Annotated in this window: 15 protein-coding genes; 6 read left to right on the top strand and 9 right to left on the bottom strand. The window is 70.0% G+C overall.

Annotated elements, in window-relative coordinates; all coding sequences use genetic code 11:
- Nucleotides 1-4: 4 nt before the first annotated feature.
- Both EFY87_RS04930 and ngcE read right to left on the bottom strand, forming a co-directional pair.
- Nucleotides 5-1,033: a carbohydrate ABC transporter permease gene (locus EFY87_RS04930; protein ID WP_245988438.1), complete on the bottom strand. Its 1,029-nt coding sequence runs from the start codon at nucleotides 1,031-1,033 to the stop codon at nucleotides 5-7.
- Entirely contained in the window at nucleotides 1,030-2,463 is a 1,434-nt protein-coding gene (gene ngcE, locus EFY87_RS04925) for an N-acetylglucosamine/diacetylchitobiose ABC transporter substrate-binding protein (protein ID WP_123270356.1), read from the bottom strand. The genes EFY87_RS04930 and ngcE overlap by 4 nt, the downstream gene beginning before the upstream one ends.
- A 206-nt stretch (nucleotides 2,464-2,669) precedes the next feature.
- Here ngcE and EFY87_RS04920 point away from each other — a divergent pair, with 206 nt between their 5' ends.
- Nucleotides 2,670-4,577: a DUF5107 domain-containing protein gene (locus EFY87_RS04920; protein ID WP_123270355.1), complete on the top strand. Its 1,908-nt coding sequence runs from the start codon at nucleotides 2,670-2,672 to the stop codon at nucleotides 4,575-4,577.
- Between the two features lie 115 nt (nucleotides 4,578-4,692).
- Here the strand turns inward: EFY87_RS04920 and trmD are convergent, their stop codons facing one another.
- The 3 genes from trmD to nagA are packed head-to-tail and all read right to left on the bottom strand — an operon-like array spanning nucleotide 4,693 to nucleotide 7,507.
- Nucleotides 4,693-5,886 (bottom strand): tRNA (guanosine(37)-N1)-methyltransferase TrmD, encoded by a 1,194-nt coding sequence (gene trmD / locus EFY87_RS04915; protein WP_123270497.1) that lies wholly within the window; start codon nucleotides 5,884-5,886, stop codon nucleotides 4,693-4,695.
- A 2-nt stretch (nucleotides 5,887-5,888) separates the two neighbouring features.
- Nucleotides 5,889-6,401 carry a ribosome maturation factor RimM gene (rimM, locus tag EFY87_RS04910; RefSeq protein ID WP_245988436.1) on the bottom strand — a complete coding sequence of 171 codons (513 nt, stop codon included), beginning with the start codon at nucleotides 6,399-6,401 and terminating at the stop codon, nucleotides 5,889-5,891.
- The gene (gene nagA, locus EFY87_RS04905) at nucleotides 6,398-7,507 is read right to left on the bottom strand and encodes an N-acetylglucosamine-6-phosphate deacetylase (RefSeq protein ID WP_123270353.1); all 1,110 of its coding nucleotides are present in this window, start codon (nucleotides 7,505-7,507) and stop codon (nucleotides 6,398-6,400) included. Before nagA ends, rimM begins: the two co-directional genes overlap by 4 nt.
- A gap of 172 nt (nucleotides 7,508-7,679) precedes the next feature.
- On the opposite strand from nagA, the gene EFY87_RS04900 reads away from it, so the two are divergent.
- The 4 genes from EFY87_RS04900 to EFY87_RS04885 are packed head-to-tail and all read left to right on the top strand — an operon-like array spanning nucleotide 7,680 to nucleotide 11,237.
- The gene (locus tag EFY87_RS04900; RefSeq protein WP_123270496.1) at nucleotides 7,680-8,570 is read left to right on the top strand and encodes an SIS domain-containing protein; all 891 of its coding nucleotides are present in this window, start codon (nucleotides 7,680-7,682) and stop codon (nucleotides 8,568-8,570) included.
- Nucleotides 8,567-9,478 carry an ROK family protein gene (locus tag EFY87_RS04895; RefSeq protein ID WP_123270352.1) on the top strand — a complete coding sequence of 304 codons (912 nt, stop codon included), beginning with the start codon at nucleotides 8,567-8,569 and terminating at the stop codon, nucleotides 9,476-9,478. Before EFY87_RS04900 ends, EFY87_RS04895 begins: the two co-directional genes overlap by 4 nt.
- The gene (locus EFY87_RS04890; RefSeq protein ID WP_123270351.1) at nucleotides 9,475-10,404 is read left to right on the top strand and encodes a 1-phosphofructokinase family hexose kinase; all 930 of its coding nucleotides are present in this window, start codon (nucleotides 9,475-9,477) and stop codon (nucleotides 10,402-10,404) included. The genes EFY87_RS04895 and EFY87_RS04890 overlap by 4 nt, the downstream gene beginning before the upstream one ends.
- Nucleotides 10,401-11,237 carry a class II fructose-bisphosphate aldolase gene (locus tag EFY87_RS04885; protein ID WP_123270350.1) on the top strand — a complete coding sequence of 279 codons (837 nt, stop codon included), beginning with the start codon at nucleotides 10,401-10,403 and terminating at the stop codon, nucleotides 11,235-11,237. The genes EFY87_RS04890 and EFY87_RS04885 overlap by 4 nt, the downstream gene beginning before the upstream one ends.
- A 179-nt stretch (nucleotides 11,238-11,416) precedes the next feature.
- Here the strand turns inward: EFY87_RS04885 and EFY87_RS04880 are convergent, their stop codons facing one another.
- From EFY87_RS04880 to EFY87_RS04865, 4 genes are all read right to left on the bottom strand, one after another.
- A complete protein-coding gene (locus EFY87_RS04880; protein ID WP_123270349.1) occupies nucleotides 11,417-12,208 on the bottom strand; it encodes a DeoR/GlpR family DNA-binding transcription regulator in 792 nt (263 codons plus the stop codon).
- A 183-nt stretch (nucleotides 12,209-12,391) separates the two neighbouring features.
- Nucleotides 12,392-12,628 carry an RNA-binding protein gene (locus EFY87_RS04875; protein ID WP_123270348.1) on the bottom strand — a complete coding sequence of 79 codons (237 nt, stop codon included), beginning with the start codon at nucleotides 12,626-12,628 and terminating at the stop codon, nucleotides 12,392-12,394.
- Nucleotides 12,629-12,633: 5 nt separating this feature from the next.
- Nucleotides 12,634-13,089, bottom strand: a complete 456-nt coding sequence (gene rpsP, locus EFY87_RS04870; RefSeq protein ID WP_123270347.1) for a 30S ribosomal protein S16 — start codon at nucleotides 13,087-13,089, stop codon at nucleotides 12,634-12,636.
- A gap of 174 nt (nucleotides 13,090-13,263) precedes the next feature.
- The gene (locus tag EFY87_RS04865) at nucleotides 13,264-14,412 is read right to left on the bottom strand and encodes a serpin family protein (protein ID WP_158607512.1); all 1,149 of its coding nucleotides are present in this window, start codon (nucleotides 14,410-14,412) and stop codon (nucleotides 13,264-13,266) included.
- Between the two features lie 332 nt (nucleotides 14,413-14,744).
- Here EFY87_RS04865 and EFY87_RS04860 point away from each other — a divergent pair, with 332 nt between their 5' ends.
- Nucleotides 14,745-18,293, top strand: a complete 3,549-nt coding sequence (locus tag EFY87_RS04860; RefSeq protein WP_123270345.1) for an ATP-binding cassette domain-containing protein — start codon at nucleotides 14,745-14,747, stop codon at nucleotides 18,291-18,293.
- Nucleotides 18,294-18,308: the final 15 nt, after the last annotated feature.

The raw sequence follows: 18,308 nt of genomic DNA, 5'->3' as shown, positions 1-18,308 counted from the left end.
TCCGTCATACGCCCTCCCTCCTGCTGATCAGCTTGTTCACGCCGAAGACCAGCGCCGCGAAGACGAGCGTCACCACGGCCAGGACGACACCCATGGCACACGCCTTGCCGAACTGGTCCTGCGCGAACGCGGTCTTGAACAGGTCCTGCGACATGGTCAGGGTCGAGTTGTTGGGGCCGCCGGTCGGGTTGAGCGCGGCCATGTAGACGAACGCGTCCAGGGCGACCACACCCAGGTAGACGTATGCCGTCTGCACCGTCTCGCGGACCATCGGCAGCGTGACCGACCACATCGTCCGCAGCCGGCCGGCACCATCGATGCGGGCGGCGTCATACAGCTCCGCTGGGATGCCCTTGATGGCGGCGACGAACAGCACCATGTAGAAACCGACGAAACCCCAGATGATGACGAAGATGGAAGCCGGCATCGCCGACTTGACCTCGCCCAGCCACGCGAACGAATCGAAGTGCTTGCCGATCAGCGGCACGTGCGTCAGCACGCCGTTGAGCATGCCCTTGGACGGGTCGTAGATCTGCGCCCAGATGACGCCGATCACGATGGCCGGGATGGTGTAGGGGAAGAACGACACGATCCGGTAGAACGACGAACCCGCCAGGCCGCGCACCGCGCCCGTGCTGGACCCGCCGACGGTGACCATGGTGGCCAGCACGAAGCTGAGGATCACCGTGATCAACGGCACCAGGATCGCCAGGATGATGTTGTTGCGGACGGCGAGCGGGAAGATGCCGTCGGTGAAGATGTAACGGTAGTTGGACAACCCGACGAAGTTCATCGTGTTGGAGAAGCCGCCCCAATCGGTCAGCGAGTAATACACCGCCTGCAGGAACGGCCAGATCACCAGCCCGAGGTAGACCACCATCGGTATTCCCACTGTGACCAGCAGGAATATGACGCGCGAGGGGCGCGTGCGGCGGCGACCGCCGCGCCCGCGGGGAGCGGTGACGCCGGCGTTGACGGCGCCTGCCGCCGCAGCCGATGCGCCACCGCTCACCGTTGGGTTGGGGAAGGTCACGAGATCTTGACCTTCTTGACCGAGGGGTCGTTACGGACCTTGTCGCTGATCTGCTGCAGCGCCTTGGTCAGGCCGGCGGCGTCTAGCTGCCCGGACAAGAAGCTGTTCCACGGCACCAGCTGGTCCTGGACGGTGCCGTAGAGGCTGACGAACCGCACGTTGAACAGGTGCGAGCCGGCCGCGTCGAGCATCTTGATCTGCGACTGCAGCGCAGTCGAGCCGAACCCGTCGGTCGGCACGGTGCCCTTGACGATGGTCGGCGCCAGCTTCGTCTTGGCGAAGTTGGTGGCCGCCTCCTTGGAGAGCATCGCCCGCAGCAGTTCCTTGCCGCCATTGGGGTCCTTGCCCTTGCTCGGCACGATGTACTGCTCGCCGGGGGCGGCGTTCAGTGCGTCATACGGCATCTTGCTGGTCGAGGTGTCGAGCACCGGCTCCGGGATGCCGGTCATCTTGAAGCCCGCCTTGGTCTGCGACTTCATCTCGTTCTCGATCCACGAGCCGGAGGCATACATGATGCCCGACTCGTCGTTGCTCCACTGTGCCTGCGCCTGGGTGAACTGGGTGCCGGCACCGCCGGGCTTGAAGTAGCCCTTCTTGACGATCTCCTCCAGCTTGGCCAGCACTGCCTGGATGGTCGGGTTCGACCAGCACTTGGGCTCGAGGTTCTCCAGCCCCAGGCGGACCTCGTCGCCGCCCTGCTTGATCGCCGAATCCATCAGCAGCTGCTGGTAGTAGCTGGCCGCCTGCTGGCCCCAGACGAAGAGGTACTTGCCCTTCGCCTTCGCCTTGGCACCCAGGTCGAGCAGGTCGTCCCAGGTCTTCGGCGGGGTCCAGCCGTTGGCCGCGAACAGGCTCTCGGAGTACCACAGGCCGTAGACCGTCATCACGTAGTTGAGGACGACCATCTTGTCGCCGACCAGGCCCGCCTCCTTGACCCCCGGGTAGAGGTTGTCGGAGATCTTGGTGCCCTCGTAGTTGTTGGCCTCCAGCACCGGGGTGAGGTCCTCCAACTGAGCCGCAATGGTGTTGACACCGATCGCCTGCGCGCCCGAGTCGTCGACCAGGTCCGGCGGGTTGCCGCTCACGAACCGGGGTTGCAGCTGCTGCGAGATCTGGGTCGACGGCGACACCTTGACCTTGCTGCCCGGGTACTTCTTCATCACCACCTGGCCGGCGAAGCTGACGTAGTCGGTGCCGTAACCGCCGTTGAAGATCACCGCGTCCACGGTGCTCTTGTCGGTGAAGCCGAAGGGGTTGTCCGCCGAGGTGCTGCCGGAAGGAGCCGCCGACCCGCCTCCGCTGCTCTTACTGCCGCTGCTTCCGCCGCCGGCGCAGGACGCAAGCGCGCCACCGACCGGCAGGGCCAGGCCGGCTGCCAGCGCAGTGCGCATGACCGTCCGCCGGTTGACCTTGGAGTCGTTGAGAGTCATGGCCGTGTTACCTCCAGTTGGTTCTTTGCCAAGGCACAGCCCAGGGCCCGGTCGGGTGCGACCGGCGACGACTGCACGCCCACACAATATGATTAGTTCTGCCAGTATGTGCGTCTTTCGACGCATAAACGATCACAGATCGGCAACGGCTGCGCCGCCGCCGGTTCGCGATACCACCACATCTGCACCACTCCGAGTGAGGTCCGATGCACCCGATCGACTCTGCCGCACCCACGACCGTCCGGGCCAGTCGGCTCGCCGTCATCGGTGCGAATTTGGGCGAGCAGAGCCCCCTGCCGGCGTACCGGCCGGTCCGGGCGATGACGACGACCACGCTGGACCCGAACGCGCCCGCCGCGATGCGCGAGCGAGTCGCGCGCGGCCGGCTCGCCACACCCCTGCCGTATGGCGTGCAGAGCGACTACGACCGCTCGGACGCCGCGCTGGACCTGCCCGCGGTCATACTCGACAACGGCATCCTGCGCGCGACCGTGCTGCCTGCCCTCGGCGGGCGGGTCTGGTCGCTGCGCGAGCAACGCACCGGCCGCGAGCTGCTGCTCACCCCCGATCGGCTGCGGTATGCCGGCTTCGCACTCACCGACGCCTGGTTCGCCGGCGGCATCGAGTGGAACCTCGGGTCCACCGGGCACGCGACCACGACCTGTCGCCCGATGCACGCGGCGGTCGTCGACTCCCCGTGCGGGCAGGCGTTGCGGCTGTGGGAGTGGGAGCGCACCCGCGACCTCATCCTGGTCATCGACCTGACACTGGCCGGTGACCGCCTGCTCGCCTCCACCCGGGTGATCAACCCGGACCCGGAGCCCAAGCCGCTCTACTACTGGACCAACATCGCGGTGCCCGAGACCCCGCACACCCGCGTGCTGACGCCGGCCACCCACGCGTGGCGGACCAGCTACTCCGGCTCGCTCGATCGGGTCTCCGTGCCGCACCCGGACGGCCCTGCTGACATCAGCTACCCCGCGGCCTCGGCCGCGTCGGCCGACTACTTCTTCGACGTGGTCGCGCAGACCGGCCGGTCGATCACCGCCGTCGAACCGGACGGACTCGGCTTCGCGCAGACCTCGACCGGCGAGTTGCACGGCCGCAAGCTGTTCCTCTGGGGCTCGGCGCGAGGCGGACGGCGGTGGCAGCGCTGGCTGGTCGGCGACCGGACGTATGCCGAGATCCAGGCCGGCGTGTGCACCACCCAGCTCGAACACGACCTGATCGACGGCTCCGCCGAGCGCTCCTGGACCGAGGCGTTCGGAGCCGCCCGGCTCGATCCGGGTGTCGTGGGTGCGCCGTTCACGGAAGCTGCAGCGGCCGCCGCCGAGGCGGTCGCAACCGCGGTGCCGGTGGCCGAGCTGGAGGCATGGCACGAGCAGTGGCTGCGCGAGTTCGCGTCGCAGTCCCTACACGAGCGTCTTGCTGACGGATCCGGTTGGGGCAGAGTCGAATTGGCACTGCGCGGCGACTCGGCACCAGCTGGGGTCGACTTTCCCGAGGTCGCCGACAACAGTCGGCTCGGCGCCGCGGTGCTGGCGGGCGAACAACTCGACGAGCCGCTGCTGCCACTGATCTCACCGCGCTGGCGCCGGGCGATCGCGCACGCGCCGGACGGCTGGTGGCGCTCCTACGCGCTCGGCGTCGCCGCACACCTGGACGGTTCGGCTGCAGAGGCTGCCGCTCACTATCGCGAGAGCATCGCGCACCGGCCGACCGCGGTCGCGCTGCGCGGGCTGGCGGTGCTGAGCACCGACGTCGCCGAGGCGGCTGCGTTCTACGCGCAGGCGCGCACCCTCGACCCGCACACGCGTGGCCTGCTCACCGAGCAGGTCACCGGGCTGCTGGACGCCGGCCGGCCCGCCGATGCACTGGCCGCCATCGACGCCGCCGACTCGGCCCTGCGCGCACACGGCCGCACCCGGCTGTTGCACGCCCGCGCCCTGCACGCACTGGGCCGCGACGCCGAGGCGGCGGCGCTGCTCGCGGACTCCGGCCTCGAGGTGCCGGACCTCGCCGAGGGCGACCGGGTCATCGGCGAACTCTGGCGAGCCGTCGCCCCTGGTCAGCCGCTCCCCGCCGCACTCGACTTCAGCATGACCGGCGACTGACAACTACACGACACGCCCCGCCCCACGATCGAGCGGCACAGAAACGCCATGACAGGCACACAAGATCAGCCCGAATTCCTGGGCCGCTCGATGACTTTGTGTACCTCTCGATCAGTTAGCGGCGGCGCTTGGCCAGGAGCACCGTGCCGGGCGGGTCGTCGCGGGCGACGATCCGGAAGCCCGCCTTGCGATACATCCGCAGGTTGTCAGTGCTCGCCGCCCCGGCTATCAGGCTGTATGACGAGGCACCCGCCGGCGCGGCCCGCTGGATGAACTCCAGCAATGCCCGGCCGAAACCGCGGCCCTGCAGATCGGGAGCGACCATCAATCGCCCGATGTGCCAGTCGGTCTCCGGGCCGCCGCTGCCCGCATCGCCCGGACCGCCGCCGAGGTGTCCGCGCACCGAGCCCACGAGCCGCCCGTCGATGCGCGCGACATACGTCGTCCATTCGCGCAGCGAAGTCGTCAGGGAGGCGACCGTCTCGTGCTGGGCGGGGATGTCGAGTGACCTGTTGACGATGCCTTCGGCCAGCCAGCAGGCATGCGTCATGGTGAGCAGTTCGCCGACGTCCGCCGGAGTCGCAACGACGATGTTCAGCTCCCCCGCGCTCGCGGCCGCCGGGCGGGGCAGCAGATCGGGCCGGCGTGCTGCGGTGCGCTGCAGCCGCTGCTCGTGCCGCCACGCCGCGATCCGGCCGTGGTCACCCGACAGCAGCACCTCCGGCACCGAATGCCCTTGCCAATGATCGGGTTTGGTGTAGACCGGATATTCGAGCAGACCGTCCTCGTGCGACTCCTCGACCAGTGAGGCGGCGTTCCCGATCACCCCGGGCAGCAGCCGGGCAACGGCCTCGATGATCGCGAGCGCCGCGACCTCACCGCCATTGAGCACGTAGTCGCCGAGCGACACGATGCGCACGTCGAAGTCCCTGGCCGCGCGCTGATAGACCCGCTCGTCGATGCCCTCGTAGCGTCCGCAGGCGAAGACCAGGTGACTGCGGCCCGCGAGCTCACGCGCCATCTGCTGATCGAAGCGCTGCCCGCCGGGCCCGGGGATGATCAGCGTCGGTCGCGAATCCGCTTGTCCGGCAATGCTGTCCAGCGCCGCAGCCCACGGTTCGGGCTTCATCACCATGCCGGCGCCACCGCCATACGGCGTGTCGTCGACCGTGCGGTGCCGGTCGTGCGTGAAGTCCCGCAAATCGTGCACCCGCACGTCGAGCAAGCCGTCGCGGCGCGCCTTCCCGATGAGCGACAGGTCCAGCGGCGCAAGGTAGGCGGGAAAGATCGAGACGACGTCGAGGCGCATCGTCATTCCGCCAGGTCCAGCAGCCCGGGCGGGGCATCGACGACGATCCGGCCGCCCTCGACGTCGACCTCCGGCACGATCTGCTCCACGAAGGGCACGTATGCCGTCTGCCCGTCGCCCAGCCGCACCTCCAGCAGGTCCTGTGCGGGACGGTCGTGCAGCTCCACCACGGTGCCGAGCACGGCGCCCGCGAGGTCGACCACCGCGAGCCCGACGAGCTCCTCGGCATACCAGGCGTCGTCCTCGGCCTTGTCGCCCGCAGCGACGAGCAACTGCGTCCCCCGCAGCGCCTCCGCACCGGTGCGATCGGTTGCTTCCTCGAAGCTGAGCAGGTGAATCCCGTTGTGCACACGGTGGGTTCGCAGTGTCAACGGTCCGGCCGCCGCAGGCTCGGTGGCGAACGACGCACCGATGACAAATCGGTCGTCGGGTGCATCGGTGTGCAGCCGCACGGTGACCTCGCCCTTGAGTCCGTGCGGTTTGCCGATGCGGGCGACCACCACTTCGTCGCTCACGACTGCACCCATGCCCCGCCGCGCATCACCCGGTGCACCTCGTGGTTCTCCTCGAGCACGACGAGGTCGGCTCGCGTGCCCGGCGCGATGACGCCGCGATCGGTCAGGCCGAGGACGCGCGCGGGGTTGGCCGACGCCGCCGCGGACGCGACCGGCAACGGCACCCCATTGCGGACGGCCCGCGCGAACGCGCTGTCCATCGTCAGCGAACTGCCCGCCAGCGAGCCACTCGCCAGCCGCGCCGCACCGTCCTGCACGAAGACCCGCTGGCCGCCGAGCACGTATTCGCCGTCACCCGCGCCCGCGGCGTCGATCGCGTCGGTGATCAGCACCAGCCGGTCGGTGCCGCGTGCGAGCACCTCGCGCAGCACGGCGGGGTGCAGGTGGATGCCGTCGTTGATGGTCTCGCAGGGCACGCCGGCGTCCAGACTGGCGAGCACGGGACCGGGTTCACGATGGTGGATCGGCCGCATCCCGTTGAACAAGTGGGTCGCCAGGGTCGCCCCTCGGTCGAAGGCCGCGATCGACTGCTCGTATGACGCGTCGGTGTGCCCGACCGCCGCGATCACCCCGGCCTGCACTGCCGCGTCGATCAGCTCCAGCGCGCCCGGCAGCTCGGGGGCAACAGTGATGACCTTCAAGTGCCCGCGCGCGGCGTCGAGCATCCGGCCGAACGCTCCCGGGTCCGGCTCGAGCAGGTGGTCAGGATTCTGGGCGCCGCAGCGCACGTGGGACAGGAACGGGCCTTCGAGGTGCGCCCCGGCGACCTCCCCGGCGTCGGCCAGTTCCGCCGCCCACGCAAGCTGCCGGCACAAGGCGTCGATCGGAGCGGTCACCAGCGACACCAGCGTGGTGGTCGTGCCGTGCCTACGATGGAACCGCACGGCGTCGGCCATGTCCTGCGCGGACGTGGTCATGTCGTGTCCGCCGCCGCCATGCACGTGGATGTCGACATACCCCGGCACGACGAGCCGGCCGCCCAGTGACTCTCCGCCGGCCGCATCAGTGACGACTCCGGTGATCAGCCCGCCGGCGATCGTCAGGGATCCGCCCACCACGCCGTCCGCGGTCAGCACACGCGCATCGGTCAGCACCATGTCGGTCATGGCACCAATCGAACACCACCGCTCATCCGCTGGGCACACCGCGCCGCGCCTGCCCCGCCGAACGACCCGAACCCGCAGATTTATGAATGAAGGTGCATTAAACTGCGATTAATCACGCACAAACCGTCATTCGATGGTCCAACCCTGCACCACGTCGCCGAAGGAGCCCACCGTGTCGCATGTCGCCGCCGAGATCACCAGCCAGCCCGAGGTCTGGGAACGCGCCGCGGCCGTCGCTGCGACCGACGAATCCCGCGCGGCAATGCCCGCGACGGGTGAACGGGTGGCGATCGTGGGCTGCGGCACCTCGTGGTTCATGGCGCAGTCGGCGGCAGTGCTCCGCGAGCAGGCGGGTCTCGGTGAGACCGATGCCTTTGCCGCCTCGCAGTTTCCGGTCGGCCGCAGCTACGACCTGGTCGTCGCGATCACCCGCTCCGGCACCACGACCGAGGTGATCGACCTGCTCGGGCGCCTGGGCACGGGACAGCGGACGACGGTGATCACGACCGAGGCGGAGCACCCGGTGGTGCCGCTCGCGACCCACCACGTGCTGCTCGGCTTCGCCGACGAGCAATCAGTCGTGCAGACGCGCTTCGCGACCTCGGTGCTGGCCTGGTGGCGCGCGGCGCTCGGCGAAGACCTGTCCGGCGCGATCGCCGACGCCCGCGCCGAACTCGCGGCCCCGCTGGCCGCCGAGTGGGTCGACGCGACCCAGTTCACCTTCCTCGGCGACGGCTGGACGGTCGGCCTGGCCAACGAGGCCGCACTCAAACTGCGCGAGGCATCCCAGACCTGGACCGAGTCCTACCCGGCGATGGAGTTCCGCCACGGGCCGATCAGCATCGTCGACAGTCGTTCTGTCGTCTGGGTTTTCGGCGATGTCCCCGACGGGCTGGCCGACCAGGTCGCGGCGACCGGAGCACTGCTGGTGCGCAGCGCCGGTGACCCGATGGCAAGCCTGACCACTGCACAGCGCGTCGCCGTCGCCATCGCCGAGGCCGCCGGCAAGAACCCCGACGAGCCGCGGGCGCTGACTCGCTCGGTCGTGCTCGCCGACCAGTGACCCGCTCCGGCCCGGTGCTCGCCGTCGACGTCGGCGGCACCTCGATCAAGGCGGCAGTGCTCGACCCCGACGGCACCGAGGCCCTGCGCCGGGTCGTGCCGACGCCGTTCGCGGACGGCCCGGACGCCGTGATCGGCGCGCTGCGCGACCTTGCGGCCGACCGGGTCGCCGCGGCGAGCGATGCCGGCTCACCCGTGCGGGCCGTGGGCGTGGTCGTGCCCGGTGTCGTCGATCCGGACGCCGGCATCGCCCGCTACGCGACCAACATCGGCTGGCGGAACGCCCCGCTGCGCGATCTGGTGACCTCGTCCACCGGCCTGCCGACCGCCATCGGCCACGACGTGCATGCCGCCGGGCTGGCCGAGCTGGCGCTGGGCGCCGCGGTGGGCGTCGCCGACGCACTGATCGCGGTCCTCGGCACCGGCGTCGCCTCCGTCGTCGTGTCCGGCGGGCGGGTCGTGCGCGGCGCGACCGGCACCCCCGGGGAGATCGGGCACATCCCGGTCGGCGATCCTGGAGTCCGTTGCGGCTGCGGCGCTTTCGGCTGCACCGAGATGTTCTCCTCGGCGCGTGGTGTCGCCCGCCTGTATGCCGAACGCACCGGTCGCCCGCTCGACGCTGCCGAGGTCGTGGCCCGTCTCGGCACTGACCCCGATGCGGCCGCGGTATGGCAACAGGCCACCGGCACACTCGCCCGTGCCCTCGTGTGCGGCACGCTGCTCACCGACCCGGCCCGGATCGTGCTCGCGGGCGGGCTGGCCCAGGCGGGCGACGCCCTCGTCATACCGACGAAGGACGCGGTGGCCGCCGGTATGCCGTGGCGCGCCGCGCCGGACCTCGTCGCGTCGCCACTGGGCGCTCGCGCCGGCCTGCTCGGCGCCGGGATCCTCGCACGGGAGCTGTCGTGATCCTCGCGGTCTGTCTCAACCCGGCGCTCGATGTGACCTACGCCGTCACCGCGCTGCGACCGGGCACGTCGGTGCGAGTGCGCTCGGTGCAGCGACGTGCCGGCGGCAAGGGCGTGAACGTGGCCTCCGTGCTGCACCAGCAGGGTGTCGCGGCGATCGTTACCGGGCCGGCCGGTGGCAGCGCCGGCACCGACCTGACCGCCGGGCTGGACAGCGCGGGCATCGGCCACCGGTTCACCCCCATCGCGGGCGCCACCCGGCAGACGGTCGCCGTGGTCGACGCCGACGACGCGACGGTCCTGCTGGAGCCCGGTCCTGTGCTTACCAATGCCGAATGGACAGCATTCACAACATCATTCGCCGATCTTGCGCACGAGGCAGACGTAGTGACCATGTCCGGCAGCCTGCCCGGTGGCGTGCCGGGCGACGCATACGGCCGGCTGATCGGCCTCGCACACGCCGCAGGCACGCGGGTCATCCTGGACTGTGACGGTTCCGCACTGATCGAGGCGCTGCACGACGCGCCCGACGTCGTGAAGATCAACGAGCACGAGGCCGCCTCGACCACCGGCATCGAAACTGACTCTGCCGAGGGGGTTTTCGCCGCCGCAGAGGAACTCCACGCACTCGGCGCGAAGGAAATCGTCATCACTCGCGGTGCGCACGGAGTCGCCGCGCGCACCGGTCAGGGCCGCTTTGCCAGCACCCCGGCAGGCACCGTCGACGGCAATCCGACGGGCGCCGGCGACGCGTTCACTGCGGGTCTCGCGGCGGCAATGGCGGCGGGCCTGGACTGGCCGGCACGATTGCGTCGCGCCTCTGCCTGGGCGGCCGCCGCGGTCGCCATACCCACCGCGGGCGCGATCGACCCCGGCGTCGCCACCGATCACGAAACCCGCACCATCGTTCAGGAGCTTCCCGCATGACACTCGCCAGCACAGCAGATCTCGTTGCCACAGCGCAGGATTCGCACATGCCGGTCTTCGCGTTCAACGTCGTGACGGTGGAGCACGCCGAGGCGATCGCCGCCGGGACGGCAGCGGCAGGCATGCCGTGCATCCTGCAGGTCAGCCACAACACGATCGCCTTCCACCACGGCCCGGACGCGATTCTCGCGGCAACGGTTGCGGTGGCGCGGGCGTGCGCCATACCCCTCGCGGTGCACCTCGACCACATCACCGACGCAGCCCTTGCGCTGCGTGCCGCCGAACTCGGCGCCAGCTCGGTGATGTTCGACGCCGGTGCGCTGCCGTATGCCGAAAACGTCGACGCGACAGCGGACGTCACCCGGCAGGCGCACAAGCTCGGCCTGTATGTCGAGGCCGAACTCGGGTATGTCGGCGGCAAACCGGATGCACCGGCCAGTGCGCATGCTGCAGGAGTGCGCACCGACCCGGCGGAGGCCGCGGCATACGCCGCCGCGACCGGAGTCGACGCGCTCGCCGTTGCCGTGGGCAGCAGTCACGCAATGACCCACAAGACCGCGACCCTCGATCGCGACCTGATCGAGCGCTTGCGCGTCGCCGCGGCAGTGCCGCTGGTGCTGCACGGCTCATCCGGCGTCCCCGACGAGGAGTTGCGGGCCGCGGTCGGCGCCGGGATGACCAAGATCAACGTCGGCACGGCGCTCAACATCGCCTTCACCGGGGCCGTCCGCGAGACCCTCGCGGGCACCGACAAGGTCGACCCGCGCCCCTACCTCGCGGCCGGGCGAGACGCCATCGCCGCCGAGGTCGAGCGGCTGCTGCGCCTCGTCTGAGCCCACCCCGGTTTCCCGTCCCAAAGGCTCGACCGTCGCGCCTTCGGGACACCCCCACCCCGGTTTCCCGTCCCCAAAGCTCGACCGTCGCGCCTTCGGGACACCCCCACCCCGGTTTCCCGTCCCCAAAGCTCGACGGTCGCGCCTTCGGGACACCCCCAGGCCCCCGCATAACCCCGTCAAGCGAGCAGCACCTCGATGCCGGCGGCCTCGAAGTCGCGCAACACCGCGGGGTCGGCGGAGTCGTCGGTGAGCAGCATGTCGATGCGGGCGGGTGGGCAGATCATGCAGAACGCCCGGTTGCCGAGCTTGGAGGCATCAGCCACGACGCAGACCTGCTGCGAGCGGCCGGCCATCTCCTGGTTGATCTCGCCCTCATCGTCGTGGCGGGTGGCGGCGCCGTACTCCGCGGAGACCGCATCAACCCCGATGAAGAGCAGGTCGATCGTCATCGCCTCGATGACGGGACGCGCGAAATGCCCTACCAGCTCAAAGCTTTGCGGCCGGATGACCCCGCCGATGACCACGACCTTCAGCTGCGGCCGGACCGCCAGGTCACTGGCGATGTTGAGCGCATTGGTGACGACGGTCAGCGAGGTGAGCGCTCCGGTCTCCCCTTCGGCGAGGTCGGCCCGCGAGGCGAGGCTGCGGGCGACTTCGGTCGTGGTGGTGCCGCCGTTGAAGCCGACCACCGAGCGCGGCTCGATCAGCTGCGCGGCGCGGTCGGCGATGCGCCGCTTCTGGTCCGACTGCCGTGCGTTCTTGTAGCGCAGCGGCAGGTCGTAACTCACCGACCCGGCGACCGCGCCGCCGCGCGTGCGGGAGATCAGCTGCTGGTCGGCCAGCTCGTCGAGGTCGCGCCGGGCGGTGGCCGGCGACACCCCGAACTCGGACACAAGCTGCTCGACATCGATGCTGCCGTCGGCGCCGATGCGCTCCAGGATCGCGTTGAACCGCTCATGTTTGCGCACCGCAAGCTCCTTGACGATTACTGATTCCTGACACGAAGTTTGCGTCAATTACCAGCAGTTGTCGAGTCACCTTCGCGCATTGGACATGGAGCGGCTTCCGGCCAGAACCCGCCGCAGTATGCCGAAAGGGGTATGCCGCGAGCAGAGCTCACGACATACCCCTGTGCTCCGGGGACCCGGGACCTACCGGTCGGTGTCCACGATGTCGACGCGCACGTTCTTGCCACCTGCGAGCGCCTTGACGACCTCTCGCAGCGCGGACGCGGTGCGGCCGGACCGGCCGATCACCCGCCCGAGGTCGTCGGGATGCACCCGGACCTCGAGCAGTTCACCGCGGCGGCCGTTCGAGTGACGCACGGTCACGTCCTCGTCGTGGTCGACGATGCCCTTGACCAGGTGCTCGAGCGCTTCCTCCAGCACGAGGATCAGCCCTCGGAGGCGGTGTCCGCAGCAGCCTCGGCGGGAGCCTCGTCGGCCTTGGCCTCCGCCTTCTTACGCGTGGTCGTCGCCGACCCCTTGCCCGAGTCGTCGGCGGCGTTCTGCGCGGCGGCCAGGGCTGCCTCGTAGAGCGCCTTCTTGTCGGTCTTCGGTGCGGCGACCTTCAGGGTGCCTTCGGCGCCCGGCTCGCCCTTGAACTTCTGCCAGTCACCGGTGATCTTGAGGATCGCGGCGACCTGCTCGGTCGGCTGGGCGCCGACGCCCAGCCAGTACTGCGCCCGCGCCGAGTCGACCTTGATCAGGCTCGGCTCTTCCTTCGGGTGGTAGAGCCCGATCTCCTCGATCGCCCGGCCGTCGCGCTTGGTGCGCGAGTCCATGACGACGATGCGGTACTGAGCGTTGCGGATGGCGCCCAGGCGCTTCAAACGAATCTTGACGGCCACGTTCGTGGTCTCCTTCTACATGTCAAAGAGCAGCGGCGAGACCGGGGTGGGGACACACCGGGGAGCCGTTGCTCGGGGGTAGGCGCGCAACTGGCGAGGTGAGAGGGCCTCGGAAGTGCGCGGGTACGTTCCCCATTGTGCCAGAGCGACCCCCTGGCTCCCAATCGTGGGTGACTAGGTCGGATCGGCGATCTGACCGAGGAAGAGCGGCGCACCGGTCGTCGTGTCATGTATGACGAAGAAGAATGCCCGGTCCACCATGATGCGCTCCGGCAGCTGCTGCGGCACGGCGCCCGCCTGGATACCGACCGCCGTGGCAGCGGCGGCCTCGGTCCCGTGCTGGTCCACCTTGACCACCGACTGGTGGACCACCGAATTGACCTGGATCTCGCCGGGTTTCCCGGCGATGCCGGACAGGTCCGCCGAGCCGAAGAGCTGGGTGACCCCGAGTGACTGCAGGGTGGGCGCCAGCTGGCTGCTGGTGTCGATGGAGAACGCCGGCATCGACAGGTCGACTGCCCGGGCACGCTTGGCGCTGGTCGCCGTCGTGAGCACGTGCGCCAGGGACGACCGGATCTGGGCGAACGTGCCTTTCGCGGGTAGCACGACGGTCATCGCCATACCGCCGCCCTGGTAGGGAATCGTGACGCTCTCCCACCCGGTGCCGTGCGCAGTCACCATCTGCGTCTCGACTTCCATGTAGGGCACCTGCACCTGCGTGCCGGCCGCCGTCGTGAACGCCGACGGCTTGCCCGGGTCGCCGAACGCCTCCTGCCAGGCCGCCTTCAGATAAAGCGCGTTGACGAGTTCCAGTCGCGTCGCCGCGGTGACCGAGCCGGGTCCGAGCAGGTGCGGGATCAGCTTGTTGGTGCGCTCGCTGACCCAGTCGTTGATCTGCTCGGTCGCGCCCGCCGGGTCGTTCTTGTAGTCGACCACGTGCAGTTGCGCGCCATACCCGCTCGACAGCTGCTCGAGGTAGGCGTGCCGGACCGGCAGGCTCTTGTCGGGCCACAGCGAGTTCGCGGCCCGCACCACGGTCGGCTTCCCCCGGCCGCTCTTGCTCGCGGCGACGGCCTTGGCCACCGCCGCGTCGATCGCGGTGATGTTGCCCGCCTGGCGTTGCTGGTCCCCGCCGAGCAGCTTGTCGAGTTGCGCCTGAGTGGTGCCCCGAGCGCCGGCGTCGGTCATCGCCAGCGCGGCATAGATCGAGTACGGGCTGATCGAGCCGTTCGACGTCGCGCCGATCTGCGCGTCCTTCAGCAGAACTCGCACACCGAACTCCGTCAGGTCCGCACCCGCGCGAGTCGCCGGGCCGGGCGTCATACGGGCTGCGTTGACGGCGAGCACACCGCTCGGTCCGGGCGCCACCGTCCCCGACGAATTACTCGACGGTGCACCGGATTTCGAGCCCGTCCCCGGGCCTGCAGACGTTCCGGACTTGCACCCTGCGAGTGCAGCACCCAGCGACACCAAGGCGATTGACTGCAGTGCCTGTCGACGATTCATGGCTACCCCTTCGTGGACGTTCGGCCTTCTACAGCAAGGACGCACACCCCTACCGGGAGGTTGCGACGGCTGCGCGATTCGGCGAGGGGCGACTCTCACGGAGAAATGAAAATGCGGCTGTCCGAGCTTCCGCGTAGCGTTGACGCGCCATGACCTCCACTGCCACTCGTGCCTCCGGCGGCGCCGTCACCTCACCGCCCGGAACTCCCCCGAACGACCGCCGGCGCCAGCTCAGCGTCCGTCGGCTCGCCGGCGTTTCCACGACCCTGACCCTCACGGTGATGGTGATCAGCACCGTGGGCGTGGTCCTGGGCACCGTCGTCGCCGGCCAATTGGCCGCGCACCCCACCCGCGCACTGGTCTGGCTCCTCGCTCTGTGTGTCGTCGGTGGCGCCCTGCTCGACACGGTCGGCCGCTTCTTCTGGGCTGCGATCATCGACCGCGCCGAGGGAACGCTGCGCGGCGACCTGCTGAATGCCGCGCTGCACCAACCGCTTTCGGCGTTGTCGGAGCAAGCGGTCGGCGAGGTCATCGACCGGGTCGACGACGACACGCACGAGGTCGGCAACTTGCTGCGCCAGCAGGTATGGCGCCTGCTGGAAACTCTCGTCGCACTGGTTCCGATGTGGATCATCGCCGGCATCACCTGGTGGCCGGCCTGGGGTGTCTTCCCGGTGATCGCGTTCATCACCTTCGCGGTGATCAAGCCGCGGCTCGGCGAGCTCGCGAAGCGCAAGGTAGCCGAGGAGATCGCCTGGACCGACCACGCCGCCGCCCTGGAGGAGGGCATCGCCGGCGCCGACGACCTGCGCACCAGCCTGGGGCAGCCCTTCGCGGTCGCCCGGCTCGCGCGGCTCTCGGCGACCATCCACGAGCGGTTCCGCAAGGTTCTCGACCTCGAGTGGCTGCTGACGCTGCGAGCCAGCGTGCTGCTGCACGCGATGCTGGCGGGTGTCGGCATCGTCGGCATCGCCATGGTCGCGGACGGCGGGATGTCCGTCGCATCGGTCGTGACACTCTTCCTGGTCACCACGACGTTCGTGGGCCAGATCGACATGACCGCACGTCACCTGCCCGACCTGCAGACCGGTATCGGCGCGCTGATCCGGCTACGGCAGATGCTCGCGGTCGAGCCGGAGCCGGTCGGAGGCGCCGCCCTGCCCGAGACGCCTCTCGACATACGGCTCGACGGGCTGCGATTCAGGTATGCCGAGGGCGCGTTCGCGCTGCACGATCTCGACCTGCACGTGCCCGCCGGTCACACGGTCGCCCTCGTCGGCCGCACCGGGTCCGGCAAGTCGACCGTCGCCTCCCTGCTGTCCCGGGCCGTCGAACCACCGCCCGGGATGGTCCTGCTCGGCGGCGCCGACGTCACCACCCTCGACCTGCAGCAGTTGCGCTCGGCGGTCGGCGTCGTCACCCAGCGCACCGAACTCCTGGTCGGCACACTCGCCGAGAACATCGCGCTCTTCGCGGACGTCCCGCGCGCCGACATCGTCGCCGCGATCGATCGGCTCGGCCTGACCGACTGGGTCGAGAGCCTGCCCGATGGTCTCGACACCGTGCTCGGTGCGAGCGGCACCTCGCTGTCGGCGGGCGAGGAGCAGCTCGTCGCATTCGCGCGGCTGCTGGTGCGCGACGTGCGCGTCGTCATCCTCGACGAAGCGACTGCCCGCATGGACCCGCTCACCGAGCGGCGCGTCGTGTCCGCAGCCGAGCACCTGCTCGCGGGCCGCACCGGCGTGCTCGTGGCGCACCGGCTGAGCACCATCGCGCGCGCCGACCAGGTTGCCGTGCTCGATCACGGCACCCTGGTGCAAGCCGGTCCGCGTGCACAACTGGCCCGCACTCCCGGGCCGTTCCGGGACCTGCTGGAGGCGTCCTCGGCCGCGGACGACGGAGCAACCGGGCAACCGGCCACCGGCGATCCGTCCGGCACCGGCGAGACGGCGGGAACTCAGGTCGGGGGCCGTCGCCGCACCGGCACCCCACCGCAGCTGCCCGACCCCGGCAACGGCCCCTCGCTGGCCCGCGGCATCACGCGGGCACTGCTGGTCCAGCCGCGCTGGGGCGTGATGGCCATCGGGTTGTTCTTCGGGTCGGCACTGCTGGGTTCGCTCGGCGCGGTCACCGCCCTGGTGTGGGGCAACGCCGTCCAGGATCTGAAGGACGGCCACACCCCGATGACGCTCGCCGTCCTGCTGGTCGTCTGCCTGATCGCCGGCCCGCTGATGCTGTCCGAAGCGATCCGGCGCTACCCGCGCTGGTGGGTCGAAGTGCTGCTGCGCACCCGCATGCAGGTGTTACTCGGGCAGATCCGCGGCCACCGGCTGGTCAAGACTCCCCCGGGCGAGGTCATGGGCCGCGCGCTCGACTCCGACCGCTACGCGCAGTACGCCGACCGCTGGATCGACTTCATCAACGGTCTGCTGGTTGCCGTCGTGACGGCGCTCATCGGGGGCACGGTATTGGCCGGTCTCGTGCTGCTCGGCGTCATGGTGGGCGCCGCCGTGGCCTCCGCCGGCGGCCGGCCGATCGCTGGCCGGTCGGCGGCCAAAGCGTCCACGTCGCGTGCCAACTTCGGGCGCGCTCTCGTCTCGGCGCTGGAGTCGGCGCGCACTGTCAAACTGGCCGCGCGCACCCCCGAGATCCATCGGCACCTGCAGCACGTCGATGCCGGACGGGTGGATGCCGCGGTCAAGGAGCACCGCGTCCGGGCCTTGCTCGACGGGGTGCCGATCGTCCTCGTGCAGGTGGGTGTCGTGGTGGCGTGGGCGGCATACCTGGACAACGTGTGGGGGCTGGCGACCGCGATCCTGGTCTCCAACGCCGTCAGCGGCTTTGACTGGTTCGGCCGAGTCGCCGGATCGGTCGTGACCGAGGCTCCGGGCGCCCGGGCGTGGCAGCGGGCAACCAGCCGGTTCGCCGGTGGCGTCGACCTGGTGACCATCCCGGGCGACATCGACCTGGTCGCGGGCACGGCCCCCGAGCCGTCGACCACACCACGAACACCTTTGCAGGAGCTGACGATTCGCGACTTCTCGGCCATACACGACGACGGAACGATCGGCGTCAGCGATGTCGATCTGACCGTGCGCCGCGGCGAGTTTGTGCTGCTGCTCGGCCAGATCGGCTCGGGCAAGTCGAGCCTGCTGGGGTCGCTCGCTGGCCTCCTGTCGCACAGCGGATCGCTCACCTGGAACGGCACCGAGGTGACCGACGCCCAGGCCTTCCTGCGCCCGGGTCAGGTGGCCCACGTCGCGCAGGTGCCGCGGGTGCTGTCCGGCACCTTCGCCGACAACGTGCAGCTGGGGTATGCCGACCGCGCCTTCTCCGAACCGGTGGAGACCGCCCGGCTCGCACCCGATGTGGCGGCTGCCGGCGGGCCGGACGCCGTGATCGGTCACCGCGGAGTCCGCCTCTCCGGCGGCCAGGTCCAGCGTCTCGCCCTCGCCCGCGCGCTCGCGACCGACAGCGAGTTGCTGCTCGCCGACGACGTGTCGAGCGCGCTCGACGCGACGACCGAGATCGAGTTGTGGGCGGCGCTGCGCGAGCGGCACAGCACGGTGATCGGCGCGACCTCCAAACGGGCCGCGCTCGCCCAGGCGGACCGCGTGGTGGTGCTGGTCGACGGCGAGATCATGGCAGTCGGCCCATGGTCCGACCTCTCCGACGCGTGGGACCACCTGGCCGGCTGACCGGTTGATTCGGGC

Origin of the sequence: Flexivirga caeni (assembly GCF_003724155.1) — a bacterium.
Lineage (GTDB): Bacteria > Actinomycetota > Actinomycetes > Actinomycetales > Dermatophilaceae > Flexivirga > Flexivirga caeni.
The sequence above is the reverse complement of the archived record's forward strand: the minus strand, read 5'-3'. Positions and strand labels throughout refer to the sequence as shown.